The 13639-nt window shown below is 61.4% G+C and carries 12 protein-coding genes and 1 rRNA gene; 12 read left to right on the top strand and 1 reads right to left on the bottom strand.

What is annotated here, in order from left to right; all coding sequences use genetic code 11:
- Positions 1-135 precede the first annotated feature (135 nt).
- Together rrf and HHL15_RS25440 are read left to right on the top strand one after the other, a co-directional pair.
- Positions 136-248 (top strand): 5S ribosomal RNA (gene rrf / locus HHL15_RS25445).
- Positions 249-350: 102 nt separating this feature from the next.
- Positions 351-1046, top strand: a complete 696-nt coding sequence (locus HHL15_RS25440) for a TonB family protein (protein WP_169148588.1) — start codon at positions 351-353, stop codon at positions 1044-1046.
- On the opposite strand, the gene HHL15_RS25435 is transcribed toward HHL15_RS25440, so the two are convergent.
- Positions 1043-1594, bottom strand: coding sequence for an NUDIX hydrolase (locus tag HHL15_RS25435; RefSeq protein WP_169148587.1), 552 nt, complete (start codon positions 1592-1594; stop codon positions 1043-1045). The two genes, HHL15_RS25440 and HHL15_RS25435, sit on opposite strands and share 4 nt — an antisense overlap.
- 152 nt (positions 1595-1746) lie before the next feature.
- Here HHL15_RS25435 and HHL15_RS25430 point away from each other — a divergent pair, with 152 nt between their 5' ends.
- The 10 genes from HHL15_RS25430 to HHL15_RS26975 all read left to right on the top strand — a co-directional run.
- On the top strand, positions 1747-3765 hold the full coding sequence (locus tag HHL15_RS25430) for a diguanylate cyclase (protein WP_169148586.1): 2019 nt from the start codon (positions 1747-1749) through the stop codon (positions 3763-3765).
- A 152-nt stretch (positions 3766-3917) separates the two neighbouring features.
- On the top strand, positions 3918-4235 hold the full coding sequence (gene flhD / locus HHL15_RS25425) for a flagellar transcriptional regulator FlhD (protein ID WP_169148585.1): 318 nt from the start codon (positions 3918-3920) through the stop codon (positions 4233-4235).
- A 23-nt stretch (positions 4236-4258) separates the two neighbouring features.
- The gene (gene flhC, locus HHL15_RS25420; RefSeq protein WP_169148584.1) at positions 4259-4804 is read left to right on the top strand and encodes a flagellar transcriptional regulator FlhC; all 546 of its coding nucleotides are present in this window, start codon (positions 4259-4261) and stop codon (positions 4802-4804) included.
- 185 nt (positions 4805-4989) lie between these two features.
- Positions 4990-5841, top strand: coding sequence for a flagellar motor stator protein MotA (gene motA, locus HHL15_RS25415; RefSeq protein ID WP_169148583.1), 852 nt, complete (start codon positions 4990-4992; stop codon positions 5839-5841).
- Positions 5842-5892: 51 nt separating this feature from the next.
- A complete protein-coding gene (gene motB, locus HHL15_RS25410; RefSeq protein ID WP_169148582.1) occupies positions 5893-6894 on the top strand; it encodes a flagellar motor protein MotB in 1002 nt (333 codons plus the stop codon).
- A gap of 55 nt (positions 6895-6949) precedes the next feature.
- Positions 6950-8152, top strand: coding sequence for a methyl-accepting chemotaxis protein (locus HHL15_RS26980; protein WP_169148581.1), 1203 nt, complete (start codon positions 6950-6952; stop codon positions 8150-8152).
- A gap of 24 nt (positions 8153-8176) precedes the next feature.
- A complete protein-coding gene (locus HHL15_RS25400; protein WP_169148580.1) occupies positions 8177-8542 on the top strand; it encodes a response regulator in 366 nt (121 codons plus the stop codon).
- A 36-nt stretch (positions 8543-8578) separates the two neighbouring features.
- Positions 8579-10891 (top strand): chemotaxis protein CheW, encoded by a 2313-nt coding sequence (locus HHL15_RS25395; RefSeq protein ID WP_169148579.1) that lies wholly within the window; start codon positions 8579-8581, stop codon positions 10889-10891.
- A 150-nt stretch (positions 10892-11041) separates the two neighbouring features.
- Positions 11042-11545 (top strand): chemotaxis protein CheW, encoded by a 504-nt coding sequence (locus HHL15_RS25390; protein ID WP_169148578.1) that lies wholly within the window; start codon positions 11042-11044, stop codon positions 11543-11545.
- Positions 11546-11594: 49 nt separating this feature from the next.
- The coding region (locus HHL15_RS26975) for a HAMP domain-containing protein (protein ID WP_169148577.1) at positions 11595-13639 on the top strand (2045 nt) is incomplete at its 3' end.

Here is a 13639-nt window from a genome sequence, read left to right as displayed (position 1 = left end):
CCGTGAGGCTTGATCCTATAACCTTGCATCAATAGAAACGCTCGCAAGAAAATACAGTCACACACCCCAAAGAACACACAAAACACTTCTTCCAGTTTGCGGTGCAGGCCACAGCCAGCACCGGACAAGTTACAGTCTGACGACCATAGCGTCTTGGAACCACTCCTTCCCATCCCGAACAGGACAGTGAAACGGGACCGCGCCAATGATAGTGCACACGCGTGCGTGAAAGTAGGTCATCGTCAGACTCACCAACAAAAACCCCCTGAACGAATACGTTCAGGGGGTTTATTGCGTCTACGCCCGATGTTTCCGTGGATAATCTGATTGGGATATTCCGGGGAGACGCTATGCGACCGCGTGCCTGGCTTGGTATTGTCTTGATGTCGATTCTTGGGCATGTGGCGCTTCTCTGGCCGGGTGCCGTCAGGCACTTGCCTGCGTCAGGTGTCAGTGCTCTGAACGTTACCTTGGTGGTGCCGGTTCCGCGACTGGATCCGTTGCCTGGGGCGTTTTCGGTCGAGGAGGGCCTGCAGGCGGGGACGGTGAAGGGGGGCGCCGGGATTGATGGTCGGAAGATGAGGAGGGCGGCCGCAGGCGAGAAAGTGGTTACCCCTTCGAACTCCTCCAGGGCTGTAGGTTCTTCTCGCGACAATGATGTGGTGATCCAGGCATCTGATCCAGAACTTCAACAAGCTCCTGCCGTATCGGCTGAGAGGCAATCCGGGGCTGCCGCGCTGGATGCCTATCGCTTCGCACTGGCCAGGGAGGTCCTGCGGATTCAGAGTTATCCAGCGCAATTGCAGGAAAGGGCGCAAGGAGGGATTGTCGAACTCGAGGTCCGCTTGCCGGAAGCGGGTCGCTCAATGCCGCTCATCTCGATCCTTGCCTCGAGCGGCCGGCGTGCGCTGGATGAGGCGGCGCTTGATGCGATGCAGGAAGGGCTGAAGAGCATTCCTTTGCCTGCTGCCCACGGTTCATTCCGTCTGTCCGTGCTGTTTGAGGCGGGCCGTGTCCCTGAGGGGGCTGGCGGGGCGGGGCGTTAGCGGTAGGTGCCGGGGCTGGGAATGGCGAAACTGGTGCTATGCAGTTCGAATTCTCCTTTGCGGCGATCTTCGAAGAAGCACTTCAGTGTGTAGTCGATGGATCGAAATGCGATGTCATCCCAGGGAATGTCGGCCTCTCCCAGCAAAATGGCGTCCAGCGACTCTTCCCCGGGGCTGAACTCGAGATCAAGGAGGCGTGCCCGATAAATGATATGGATCTGGCTGATGTGGGGGAGGTCGATGAAAGTGAACATGGAGCCGAGCTCGATTCGCGCCCCGGCTTCTTCACGCGTCTCCCTGAGGGCGGCTTCGCCGCAGGTCTCGTTGTTCTCCATGAAGCCTGCCGGCAGGGTCCAGAAGCCGTAGCGCGGCTCAATGGCGCGGCGGCACAGCAGGATCTTGTCTTCCCACTCAGCGAGTGCTCCGACCACCACCTTGGGGTTCTGGTAGTGAATTGTTCCGCACTGTTCGCAGACGTGGCGGGGCAGGCTGTCGCCAGCCGGGATCTTCAGGCTGACGGGGGCGCCGCAATGGGAGCAGAAGTTCATGGCGAGCCGGAGTTTTTGCGAGCCTTCAATTCTAAATCAAGCCAGCCGGTGGCTGCAGTCCGGCGTCAGGACTTTTCCTCAAGCCCGTTGAACGAATGTCCGATAATGGCGGGAGTGCGGCGTCTGGCTGTACCTGTGTCGATGGATCTACTATGGCCCTGCCAATCAATATTGCGAAGTTCGAGCACCTGAAGGCTTCGGGAGATCTTCCTTCTCCAAAAGGGGTTGCGCTGGCGATCATCCGGCTCATTCAGGATGAGAGCAGTGCAATCGGAGAACTGGCCAGGGTCATCAAGACGGATCCAGCCTTTGTCGGGCGTCTCATCAAGGCAGCGAACGGGCTGGTCGGCTACAACCGCCGGGCCATCGCATCGGTGCAGGAGGCCTTGCTCGTTTTGGGTTTGCCGGCGGTGCGGACCCTGGCCCTGGGGTTTTCTCTGCTGTCCAGCTATCGCGAGGGTAGTTGCAAGGCATTCGACTACGATCGTTTCTGGACCGGGTGCCTTGTGCAGGGGCTGGCGATGCAGGCCATCACTCAGCGAACGCGGGTTGCTGCAGCCGAGGAGGTCTTTTGCCTTGGGCTGCTCGCTCGCGTTGGAGAGCTTGCGCTGGCCACCTTGTACTCCGTTGAGTACGACAAGGTGCTGAAGCGGACGCTCGAGTTTAGGGATATTTCCCTTGTCACCCTCGAGCAGCAGGCCTTCGCGCTGAATCACCGGGAGCTTGGGGCTGCAATGTTGGCGGATTGGGGGTTGCCGCGAGTGTTCCATGAGCCGGCCTACTTTGCGGAGGCGCCGGAGGAGGCGGGTTACTCCGAGGGATCTCGAGAGTATGTGATTACCCGCTCGCTTGGTATGGCTGCTTACGTTGCGGATGTGTGCCTGGCTGAGGAGAGGGAGCGTCCCAATCTGATGGCAAGGCTTTTCGCGATTGGCGCAGAGGTCGGCTTCGATCGGGCGACCGTCAATGAAGTATGCGATGGGGTGGTTCAGGAATGGCAGGCTTGGGGCAGTCTGCTTGAACTGGAGACGCGAGTGGTTCCGTCGTTCGAGGAGTTGGCGACCAAGGGGGAAGAGCTGGCAGCAGGCTTGAAGGCCGAAGCTCCGCCGGTGAAGGAGGATGCGGCGGCAGGTGCGCCGCTTCCGGTGGGGGATGAAATCGGGGCCTTTGATGCAGACTCTGCGTCGTCCAGGGCAATGCGTGTCCTGATCGTCGATGATGATGCCTCCATGCGGGCTTTTGTCCGCAAGATTCTGGAGGCGGTGGGGCATCAGGTCATAGAAGCGCCGGACGGTCGTTCGGGGATGGAGATGGCGCTGGAGTTTCAGCCCCATCTCATGATCGTGGACTGGATCATGCCGGGTATCTCCGGAATAGAACTGACCCGCGCTTTGCGCCAGACGAAGATCGGCCGCGGCGTCTACATCCTGATCATGACCAGCCTGGAGGCGGATGAACGCCTTATCGAGGCATTTGAGAACGGCGTCGATGATTTCATGAGCAAGCCGATCAATCCGCGCGTGCTGGCCGCGCGTCTGCGCGCAGGGCAGCGGGTCATCCGGTTGCAGCAGGAACTGGATCGGGACCGGGAGGAGATCCGCCGCTTCGCGGCAGAACTCGCGGTTTCCAATCGTCGGCTTCAGGAAGTGGCGCTGACGGATGCGCTCACCGGCTTTCCCAACCGGCGCTATGCAATCGAGCGGGTTCAACAGGAGTGGCAGGTTTCATCGCGTAACCGTCGGCCGTTGTCCGCGATGGTGATTGATGTCGATATGTTCAAGATGTACAACGATAGCCATGGGCATGATATCGGTGACGCGGTGCTCAAGCAGGTTGCGGGGGCTGTGAAGGGCGCTTTGCGGGCTCAGGATGTGGTGGCCAGGACAGGTGGGGACGAGTTCCTGGTGATTTGCCCGGATACCGGGCTGGACGCGGCCTTGGCCTGCGCCGAGAGAGTGCGGTTTGCTGTGGAAAACGCTCCACTGCTTCTTGAGGGGCGCCTTTTGAGTTCATCCGTGAGCATCGGCGTGGCGACCCGGGACAATGTGATGAAGGAGCCGGACTCCCTCATCAAACGGGCCGATCAGGCGCTCTATCTGGCGAAGAGTAAAGGGCGAAACTGCGTTATGACCGCTCAGGCATCGCGTCCGGGGCCCGTAGTTCCTCCATAAGAACGGTCAAAATGGGCTGTTGTGTAAGCTATTTTCTTACAATTATTTGCGCGATTCGTCTTACGTCAGAATCCGAAGCCCTCGGATGGAGAACTTTGCCGCTAGACGGCAGAATTTGCCGCATAGAAAAGCGGAAATCCGAGGAGATAAAGATGCGCGCCAGTGATATGCACGATGAAATCAGGGAACTCAACCTGGCCTACCTGATGCTCGCCCAGCAACTGCTGAGAGAGGACCGTGCGGCAGCTATTTTCCGCCTGGGCATTGGCGAGGATGTAGCCCAGGTTCTGGAAGGGCTCAGCTCTGCCCAGGTTCTCCGGATGGCCAGTTCAAACATGCTGCTGTGCCAGTTCCGCTTCAATGACACGATGCTCGTGGATCTGCTGTCTTCGCATGGCCGGGAGCGCGGTGCGGCGCATCTGCATGCGGCGATCCTGGCGGCGGGGCGTCCAGTCGAGAGCCTGGCCTGACTCCGGGAGGCCTGGAGGCGTCCATGCGCAACAAGAGCGTCCTGCAGGAAGCCCACGACATCCAGAAAGCGGTGGAGTTGATCGAACTCGGCGCGCGGATGCAGATGCTGGAGGCCGAGACGTCCTTGAGCCGGGAGAGGCTCCTGAAGCTCTATAAAGAAGTCAAAGGTGTCTCTCCGCCAAAAGGCATGCTGCCGTTCTCCACTGACTGGTTCATGTCGTGGCAGCCGAATATCCACGCCTCCTTGTTCATGGCGCTTTACCGGTTCGTCAGGGCGCATGCCAAGCTCAATGATCTGGATGCCATTGTCCAGGCGTATCGCCTGTACAACGAGCATATCCAGTCTTTCGAGATGGAGCAGGTCCTCAGTCTTACCCGCGCCTGGACCTTGATCCGGTTCTTCGATGCGAAGCTTCTTCAGTCGGCGCGATGTACATGTTGCGGAGGCGAGTTTGTCGCTCACGCCTTTGATCCCACCCACGAATACGTATGCGGCTTGTGCCATGTTCCATCCCGGGCCGGTAAGACACGCCGGGCTCAGGTGAACCTGGAGGCAGCCCCTCCCTGACCCTCCTCTTTCAACTCAAGAGGTTATGCCGCCGGTCTGATATCGGCGGTTTTTTTTTGTGCTCCGACCGCGCGCGAGGGGTTTCGGGTGCTCAAGTTTTTGCAGGCAGGGCCGATAGGCATCATGAAGAATAACGCGGGGTATGAGGCGTCTTTGGGGCGCATCCGCACACTGAGGTTTCGGCGATGTTTCTGATCATCGGCTACGTCATCATCCTTGCGGCATCGCTGGGGACTTATGCTGTTCACGGCAGCCTGGCTGCCCTGTGGGTGCCTACGGAGTACATTGCCATCGTGGGTCTCACCATTGGTGGCTTCGTGGCAGGCAACGGCCCTAAGGCCATCAAGGGGACGATTGCGGCGCTGCCCACCATTTTCAAGGGGTCTCCCTATAACAAGGCCTTCTACGTAGACGTGCTGTGCATGCTTTACGAGATCCTCGCGAAGGTTCGCAAGGAAGGTCTGATGTCCATCGAAGGGGATATCGAGAATCCGGAGGGGAGCCCGATACTGTCCAAGTATCCGGCGTTTGCGGCAGACCATCACGCGGTGGACTTCCTCTGCGATTACCTGCGCATGATGGTTGGTGGCAACCTCAACGCCTTTGAGATCGAGAACCTGATGGATGTGGAGATGGAAACACACCATCAGGAAGCGCACACGCCCGCCCACGTGGTCGCCAAGGTGGGTGATGCCGTACCAGCCTTCGGTATCGTTGTGGCGGTGATGGGGGTGGTGAACGTGATGGGCTCGGTGGGGCAGCCTCCGGCGGTCCTGGGCAAGATGATCGGGGGCGCTCTCGTGGGTACCTTCCTGGGTATCCTGATTTCCTATGGCTTTGTTGCCCCTGTGGCGGGTCAGCTCGAACAAAAGGTCGAGGAGGGCGGGAAGATCTATCAGTGCATGAAGGCCGTGTTGCTGGCCAGCATGAACGGATATGCGCCCCAGGTGGCTGTAGAGTTTGGTCGAAAGGTGCTGTTCTCTACGGATCGGCCGAGTTTTGCCGAGCTGGAAGAAGCGATCAAGAGCCGGAAGTGAGGCTCGTGATGAACACGCTGATCAACGGGGCTCGGGAGTGGAGCGCCTGTCATGAGTGACGACACCCAGCAGCCAATCGTCGTCAAGAAGATCAAGAAGGGTGGTGGCGGGGCCCATGGCGGCGCCTGGAAAATCGCCTATGCCGACTTCGTGACCGCGATGATGGCCTTCTTCCTCCTCATGTGGCTGCTTGGTTCCACCGCGCAGGGGGATCTGCAGGGCATTGCCGATTTCTTCAACTCTCCCCTCAAGGTGGCCATGAGCGGGGGCTCGGGCGCGGGTGATGCCACGAGTCCGATCATCGGTGGCGGGCAGGACTTGACCCGTTCGGTGGGGCAGGTCAAACGGGGCGACGTGGAAGGGCGCAAGTCCATCAATCTGGAGGCCGCCAAGGGCGCCACCAAGCCGGACGGTGAGGATGGCGCCGAAGTCAAGAAGGCCGAGGAGCGGCGCGAGCGGGCCAAGCTGGAAGACCTCAAGGGGCAGATCGAGGCCATCATAGAGGCGAGCCCCAGCCTGCGTCCGTTCAAGAACCAGCTGTTGCTGGACATCACGACGGAGGGTTTGCGCATCCAGATCGTGGATGAGCAGAACCGCCCCATGTTCGATTCGTCCAGTGCGAGCCTCAAACCCTATACGCAGGAGTTGCTGCGTGCGATCGGGGCGACTCTGAATGGCGTGGACAACCACGTCAGCCTGTCCGGGCATACCGATGCGACCCGCTATGCCGGCGGCGAGCGGGGCTTTTCCAATTGGGAGCTCTCCGCCAATCGCGCCAATGCCTCCCGTCGCGAGCTGGTGATGGGGGGGCTGGCCGAGGGCAAGATGGTCCGGGTTGTGGGCCTTGCGGATACGCAGCCGCTGGATCCGGCGAACCCCAACCTCCCCATCAACCGGCGAATCAGCATCGTGGTGCTCAACAAGCAGGCCGAGGCGGCGCTGCGGGGGGGGGATGCTAAGAAGCTGGATGTGAGTGCTGAGACCGGGCTTGAGGCTGGGGATGTGCGGGCTGGCCTCAAGGCTGGCGGACGTCTGGCCTCGCCAAACCATTAAAGAATGAATGTGCCTGTGACGATATGCTGTCCTGTGTTTTGGAACTGAACTCACCATGAGCAAGCCTTCCCGCTCGAAGATCATCGTATTGGGCCTGTGTTTGTCGGTCCTGGTGGGGCTGGGTGCGGCCTTCTTCCTGGAAGGCCGCATCGCGCTGGCGAGTGCCGTGACGGGTGTCAGCTTGGGCTGGGCGGTTTTGACCGTCTGGATCGGCGGCGGGGCTGGAAGTGCCGAGGCCGCTGCTGTCGTGACCTCCGAGCTGGAAACCTGGGACGCTGTCGAGGGGGTGTTGCGGGATTCGGCCGAGCAGGCCCGCAAGCAGCACGAATCGATCCGCGCCGAGGTCGAGCATGTGCAGACCATGCTGTCCGGGGCGATCGCCACCCTGACGGGCAGTTTTCACGGCATCCTGGCCGCGACCAATGCCCAGCAGTCCATTGCGGTGAGCCTGGCCCAGGATGATGACCCGCGCCAGGACGGGATGGGCTTCGACGAGTTCGTGGCAAATACCTCGAGCGTCATGCAGCGCGTTGTGGATAGCGTGATTATGAACAGCAAGCTCGGGATGGAGCTGGTCGAGCTGACTGATCGCATCTCGCGCAGGGCGGGGGAGGTGGAGGCCATCCTTGGTGAGATTGCCGGGATCGCCAAACAGACCAACCTGCTGGCACTCAACGCCGCCATCGAAGCGGCCCGGGCGGGTGAGGCCGGGCGTGGGTTTGCAGTGGTGGCGGACGAGGTGCGTGATCTGTCCACCCGTACCAGTCAGTTCAGTCAGCAGATTGCCCAAGTCATGAAGGGCATGCGTGAGGGGGTCAAGGGCACCGAGGACGCGATCGCCAAGCTGGCCTCAACCGACATGAACTTTGCCCTGGAATCCAAGCAGCAGGTGGAGCAGGTGCTGCACTCCATGGAAGGGCTGAATCAGCAGCGGGGTAGTGCCATTGTCCATCTCGGTGAGCATGCACGGGCAATGGACCTTGAGGTCAACCGCGCGGTAACCGCATTACAGTTTCAGGATCTCGTATCCCAGCTCATCGCCCACGTGGATCGGCGGGCTGATGGTCTGAGTCAGCTCATGGACGAGTTGGCTCAATTGTCCGGGGGAATCCGGCAGGCAGCGGCTGGCGGTGGCGCGGCCGGATTGCTGCGTGCAGTCGGTGCTGTCAGGCAGCAACTGGCCGTTCTTGACGAAAAAACCGGAGTCACTCCGGTCCGTCAGCAGGAAGTCTCGCACGGCGAGATCGATTTGTTTTAGTTTCAGAACCTTAGGATTATGACGATGGCCAAGACCGTACTCACCGTTGATGATTCTGCCTCGATTCGGCAGATGGTGTCTTTCACCCTGAAGAGCGCAGGCTACGAGGTGGTGGAGGCTGTGGATGGCATGGATGGCCTCGACAAGGCCAAGGCCCGCAACTGCAATCTGGTGCTGACCGACCAGAACATGCCCCGCATGGATGGTCTGTCCCTGATCAAGTCTCTCAGGGCCATGCCGGCCTACCGCAGTGTTCCCATCCTGATGCTGACGACTGAGTCGTCCGACGCCATGAAGTCCCAGGGGCGCGCGGCCGGAGCCACCGGCTGGCTGGTCAAGCCCTTTGATCCCCAGAAGCTGATCGAGGTCGTCAAAAAGGTCATCGGCTAAGGCCGGGCGGGCGTTTGCGCATCAGGGGAGACAGGCATGGCCATTGACATGAGCCAGTTCTACCAGGTGTTTTTCGAGGAGGCTGCAGAACACCTGGCGAGCATGGAGGCGCTGCTGCTGGCAATCGATCCAGGGGCGCCAGACCCGGAGGAGGTCAATGCCTTGTTCCGGGCGGCTCACTCCATCAAGGGGTCCAGTGGAACCTTCGGTTTCCAGGACATGATGGAGGTCACCCACATCCTGGAAACCATGCTGGACCGGGTGCGCAAAGGCGAAGCGCCGCTGACCGACGACATGGTCGACGCATCGCTGGTGGCCGGGGACGTGCTCAAGAATCTGCTGGCGGCCCACAAGGGTGAGGAGAGCGCGGACCGGGAGGCTGCAGAGGCCATCTGTCATCGCCTCGAGGCCTTGTGCCGAGCGCTTGATGCGCCAGCGGCCAGTGCCCCCGCGCCGGTGCCGCCTCCTGCCATGGCTTCTGCCGAGCTGGCAGATGCGCCGGCCGGGACGGGGTTCGATCTCCACTTCGTGCTGGCAGGGCCTTCCGATGGGTGGCGGGCTTCGCTGGCCAATCTCGTCACCGAGCTGCAGGGCTTCGGCTTGGTCGAGGTCGTGGCTGCGGCGCGTGAAGAGCATCCTGAATGTCATCTCCGGATTCTCTCGGACATTGCCGAAGAGCCTATCCATGGCGTTCTGGACTTTGTTGTGGATGGGGCCTCCCTCCGGATCGAGCCCCTGGCCCGCAAGGCAGACGTCGAGGAGGCCTACGGACTCTTTGATGATGTGGCGGTCGCCACCGACGCATGGCGCAGCAGTGATGACGCCTACGGGTTTTTCGATCCGCTTCCGGCCATTGCTCCTGCTGCCGTTGCCGCCGATGAGGCCTACGGCTTCTTCGATGAGAGCGAAGTTGCCAGCCTGCTTGCCCGGCAACAGGCGGCCGAACCCTACGGGTTCTTTACCGAGCTTCCCGCAGTCGAGGCGGCTCCGGCAGTGCCCGCCGTCGTCGTTCAGGAAGAGACGGCCTACGGTTTCTTCGAGCCCATCGTGGCGCCTCCGGCAGAGGTCCCGCAGGTGGCCGCTCCGGTGGTGGCGCACGTCGAGCCGGCCGTTCAGCCGGTCGCACCGCCTCCCAGGAAGCCGGCGCCCAAAGCCGCAGGTGCCGGGGACTCGGGGTCGATCCGGGTCAGCGTCGAGAAGGTGGATCAGATGATCAATCTGGTCGGCGAACTGGTGATCACCCAGGCCATGCTGACCCAGGCGGCCAGCAACGTGGACCCCGTGCTGTTCGAGCGGCTGATCAATGGGCTGGCCCAGCTCGAGAGAAATACCCGGGATCTGCAGGAGTCGGTCATGTCGATCCGCATGATGCCGATCTCCGTGGTGTTCAGCCGCTTCCCGCGGGTGGTGCGGGATCTCTCCCAGAAGCTCGGCAAGCACGTCGAATTGAAGACCATCGGCGAAACCACCGAGATGGACAAGAGCCTGGTCGAACGCATCACCGATCCGCTGACCCACTTGGTGCGCAACAGCCTGGATCACGGGCTCGAGACCCCCGAGAAGAGGCGGGCCGCCGGCAAGTCCGAGACGGGGACGATCACGCTCAGTGCCTACCATCAAAGCGGCAATATCGTCATCGAAGTGGGTGATGACGGCGCCGGCTTGAATCGCGCCCGCATTCTTTCCAAGGCCCGTGAGCGTGGAATGGCGGTCAGTGACACGATGAGCGATCAGGATGTCTGGCAACTGATCATGGAGCCGGGCTTCTCGACGGCCGACCAGGTGACCGAGGTGTCGGGGCGCGGCGTGGGCATGGATGTGGTCAAGAAGAACATCTCGGCCATGGGCGGGCGTATCGAGCTCGATTCCATGTCCGGTGTCGGCACCCGCATCACTGTCCGCCTGCCGCTGACTCTCGCGATCCTCGATGGGATGAGTGTGGGGGTAGGGCCGGAAACCTACATCATTCCCTTGGGCTATGTGATGGAATCCATGCAGCCGGAGCGCGGCATGATGAAGAGCGTCTCCGGTGTGGAGCGCCTGATCCAGGTGCGTGGTGAGTACCTGCCGGTCGTCTGCCTGCATGAGGTCTTCCGGATCCAGGGCGCCATCACCGACTGGTCGAGGGGCATCATGGTCGTGCTCGAGGCGGATGGGCAGAGTGCAGCCTTGTTCATCGATCAACTTATCGGCCAGCATCAGGTTGTCATCAAGAGCCTGGAGGCCAACTATCGGCGCGTGCCTGGCGTGGCGGGCGCCACCATCATGGGGGACGGTCGGGTGGCCTTGATCCTCGATGTCCCCATGCTCGTCGGGATGGCGCGCCGCGTGATGCCGGCTGCCGCCTGAAATACCCTTATTCGCTCGTCCCTTCGTGGGACTTAGGCCGCCTTCGGGCGGCTTTTTCTTTGTTTTTCGTTCGTCAGGAAGTGTGCTCCCCCGCCTTCAGAAAGCGCGCCGGGCGCCGTAAAGAACTCATTCCCAACGAGGAGCGTTGTCATGCTGCAGTCTGCCCAGGCCGCCACCGGTCAGGAATCGGAAGAGTCCGGCTTCGCCCAGGAACTCCTGACTTTTACCCTTGGTGCCGAGGAATACGCGATTGATATCCTCAAGGTGCAGGAGATTCGGGGTTATGACGCCGTCACGACCATCGCGAATGCCCCGAGCTTCATCAAGGGGGTGATCAATCTGCGCGGCACGATTGTTCCCATCGTGGATCTGCGTATCAAATTTGCCGTGGGCGCGGCCGAATATACCCCGTTCACCGTGGTGATCATTCTCAACATTGGTGGCCGCGTGGTTGGCATGGTGGTCGACGCCGTGTCTGACGTGATCTCCCTGAAGCCCGAGCAGATCCGGCCCGCGCCGGATTTCGCATCGTCGGTGGATACGGCATACATCATGGGGCTTGGGGCCTTGGGCGAACGCATGTTGATTGTTGTCGATATTGAACGCTTGATGTTGTCCAGTGAGATGGCCTTGGTGGACGAAGCCGCACAGTGAATAGAGGGGAATTGTGATGAGCGCCTTTTTCTCACCCGCGGCTCGCGTCATGAACCGTCTTTCCGTGCAGGGAAAACTGTTCCTGCTGGGCACGATCGCCATGGTGCCGGTGGTGGTGCTGGCTGCAATGCTGCTGGAAAGAGTCCAGGGCGACATCGCCTTCAGCCGCAAGGAAACCCTTACCGTGCCCCTCAGCGCACCGGCCCGGGAGTTGATGCACGCCGTCCAGGGGCACCGGGGGGTCGCCCAGAACGTCATCGGTGGCAATGCGGCTTTTGCTGCCCGCTTCGATGAGTTCAGGGCCACGGTGGACAAGGCCCTGAAGGCGGGGGACGCGGTGAATCGGGAGCAGGGCGAAAGCCTTGGAACCGCCGCCACCTGGGCTGCCATCCGTCAGGGATGGGCCGATGTGCAGGCCAGGGCGGTGACCCTGAGTGCTGCCGACAGCCTGCGTCTACACAGCGACTACATTGCAAGGATCCAGGAGTACATCACCAGCGTCGCCGACAAGACGAATGCAACCCTCGACCCCGAACTGGAAACCTATTACCTGATGGACCTGTTCGTGGCGCGCCTGCCGGTCCTCACCGAGGATGCCGGGCAGCTCCGCGCCCTTGGATCGGGGCTGGCGGCCCGTCGTCAGAGCACTGAAGCCGAACGGGTGACCATGCACGTCCTCCTCAACCGGATGGCAGAGGGGCGCACGGCTGTCGATGTGTCGGCCACCAAGGCCGGGAGCGAGAATGCAAGCCTGCGCGGGATGCTGGATGCGCCCAGGCAGAAGTTCGATGCCGAGGTCGGCGCACTGGCCGGTCTGGTGGAGGACAGCCTCCTGCGTGGCAGCGAGATCAATGTTCCTCCCAGCCAGGTGTTCGAGGCCGCCTCCCGTGCGGTGGATGCGACTTATGCGCTTCTGGATGTTGCAGCAGCAGAGTTCGATGCCCACCTGAAGGCCCGGCTGGCCAAGCTGGAGCAGGTCAGGGCGACCGCCATCGGGGTGATCGTGGTGTCCCTGCTGCTGGCCGGGTATCTCTTCCTGGGCTTCCGGCGCACCATGCTCGGCGGGATCGGCGAGATCCAGGCCGGTCTGCACCGCATGAGCGAGGGGCGGCTTGATGAGCCGGTCCGTGTGTCCTCCCGTGATGCGTTTGGTGAGATCGCGGAGTCGCTCAATGAGATGCAGGCGAGTCTGCTGGCCCGCCTCACGGCCGAGCACGAGACCGCGGCGGCGAATCAGCGCATCCGGAATGCGCTCGACCGTGCCTCCACCAACATCATGCTGGCCGACAATGATGGTCGTATCGTCTATTGCAATGAGGCCGTGCTGGCGATGATGGGCGCCGCCGAAGCGGATATCCGCAAGGACTTGCCCGAATTTCGCGTCGAGGGCCTGGTCGGTCGTAATTTCGACAGTTTCCACAAGAATCCGGCACATCAGCGGAACCTGCTGGGCAATCTCAAGGGCGAGCACAAGGCTTTGGTCAAGGTGGGAGGGCGTACCTTCTCACTGATTGCAACGCCCGTGCTCAATGAAAAGGGGCAGCGCCTGGGGTCGGTCGTCGAGTGGATGGACCGGACCAGCGAGGTCCAGGCAGAGGACGAGCTCCGTGCGCTTCTCCAGTCTGCTCTGTCGGGTGACTTTGCGCAGCGCCTGAACATGGATGGCAAGAGCGGGTTCTTTGCGGTCCTGGCCGAAGGTATGAACAAGCTGATGGGAATCGTCGCGACCAATCTTGAAGACATCGCCCGTGTTCTGAACGCGATAGCGCGGGGCGACCTGACGGAGAAGATCACAGCGGACTACGGCGGGACGTTCGGTCAGTTGAAGGACGACACGAACACGACGGTGGAGCGTCTGCGGGAGGTGGTGGGTCAGATCAAGGAGGCGTCGGAGTCGATCAACGTGGCGGCGCAGGAGATTTCGGCGGGGAACGCGGACCTGTCGTCGCGCACGGAAGAGCAGGCGAGCAGCCTGGAAGAGACGGCGAGCTCGATGGAGCAGCTCAACGCGACGGTGAAGCAGAACGCGGACAACGCGCGGCAGGCGAAGGAGCTTGCGGGTTCGAGCAACGAGGTGGCGGAGCAGGGCGGGGC

It is taken from the genome of Zoogloea dura (assembly GCF_012927165.1).
In the GTDB taxonomy this organism is placed as follows: Bacteria; Pseudomonadota; Gammaproteobacteria; order Burkholderiales; family Rhodocyclaceae; genus Zoogloea; species Zoogloea dura.
The sequence above is the reverse complement of the archived record's forward strand: the minus strand, read 5'-3'. Positions and strand labels throughout refer to the sequence as shown.

What these genes read in the sequence shown, in the direction of transcription:
- HHL15_RS25435 (WP_169148587.1), bottom strand. Translation starts at nt 1,594, where the DNA reads ATGAACTTCTGCTCCCATTGCGGCGCCCCCGTCAGCCTGAAGATCCCG.
- HHL15_RS25395 (WP_169148579.1), top strand. Translation starts at nt 8,579, where the DNA reads ATGGCCATTGACATGAGCCAGTTCTACCAGGTGTTTTTCGAGGAGGCT.
- HHL15_RS25440 (WP_169148588.1), top strand. Translation starts at nt 351, where the DNA reads ATGCGACCGCGTGCCTGGCTTGGTATTGTCTTGATGTCGATTCTTGGG.
- HHL15_RS26980 (WP_169148581.1), top strand. Translation starts at nt 6,950, where the DNA reads ATGAGCAAGCCTTCCCGCTCGAAGATCATCGTATTGGGCCTGTGTTTG.
- HHL15_RS25400 (WP_169148580.1), top strand. Translation starts at nt 8,177, where the DNA reads ATGGCCAAGACCGTACTCACCGTTGATGATTCTGCCTCGATTCGGCAG.
- motA (WP_169148583.1), top strand. Translation starts at nt 4,990, where the DNA reads ATGTTTCTGATCATCGGCTACGTCATCATCCTTGCGGCATCGCTGGGG.
- HHL15_RS25430 (WP_169148586.1), top strand. Translation starts at nt 1,747, where the DNA reads ATGGCCCTGCCAATCAATATTGCGAAGTTCGAGCACCTGAAGGCTTCG.
- flhD (WP_169148585.1), top strand. Translation starts at nt 3,918, where the DNA reads ATGCGCGCCAGTGATATGCACGATGAAATCAGGGAACTCAACCTGGCC.
- motB (WP_169148582.1), top strand. Translation starts at nt 5,893, where the DNA reads ATGAGTGACGACACCCAGCAGCCAATCGTCGTCAAGAAGATCAAGAAG.
- flhC (WP_169148584.1), top strand. Translation starts at nt 4,259, where the DNA reads ATGCGCAACAAGAGCGTCCTGCAGGAAGCCCACGACATCCAGAAAGCG.
- HHL15_RS25390 (WP_169148578.1), top strand. Translation starts at nt 11,042, where the DNA reads ATGCTGCAGTCTGCCCAGGCCGCCACCGGTCAGGAATCGGAAGAGTCC.